Raw genomic sequence first — 428 nt, 5'->3', positions numbered from 1 at the left:
AATTAAGAATCAATCAGCCATTGTTAGACCAAAATCAAAGTGTTAATTATATATTTAGCGCCAGAAATGAGGAAAAAGAACAAAAAAATAAATTTTATCTAGACAAGTCGGATTTAAAACAAAAAACTTTAAATATGGAAAACTTAACAACAGTTGTGGAGTTGTTTAAATAGATAAGCTTAAAAAAATTAGCATAAAAACCTAAACTAGCAAGAACAATCTATTTTTCAAAAAGATTATTCCATATGATAAGGAGGATTATGAATGTTAGGGATTGTCATTGCAACACATGGTAAATTGAGTGATGGATTAAAAGATTCAGCGGAAGTGATTATGGGTGAGACAAATAACATTGCAACGGTGAACTTAAATCCAGGAGATGATGTGCAAGAATTAGGCACAAAAATTAAAATAGCAATTCATGAAGT

1 protein-coding gene is annotated in these 428 nt (G+C 29.2%); it reads left to right on the top strand.

Translation table 11 applies throughout. The features are described 5' to 3' along the window. Window positions 1–264 precede the first annotated feature (264 nt). Window positions 265–428 (top strand): PTS sugar transporter subunit IIA (locus tag RT405_RS00695; RefSeq protein ID WP_396162942.1); only part of this gene is annotated, 164 nt, incomplete at its 3' end.

The sequence above is a fragment of the Carnobacterium sp. genome (genome assembly GCF_032094055.1).
Lineage (GTDB): Bacteria > Bacillota > Bacilli > Lactobacillales > Carnobacteriaceae > Carnobacterium_A.
Note: the sequence above shows the minus strand (reverse complement) of the source record. Positions and strands in the feature narration are given on the sequence as shown.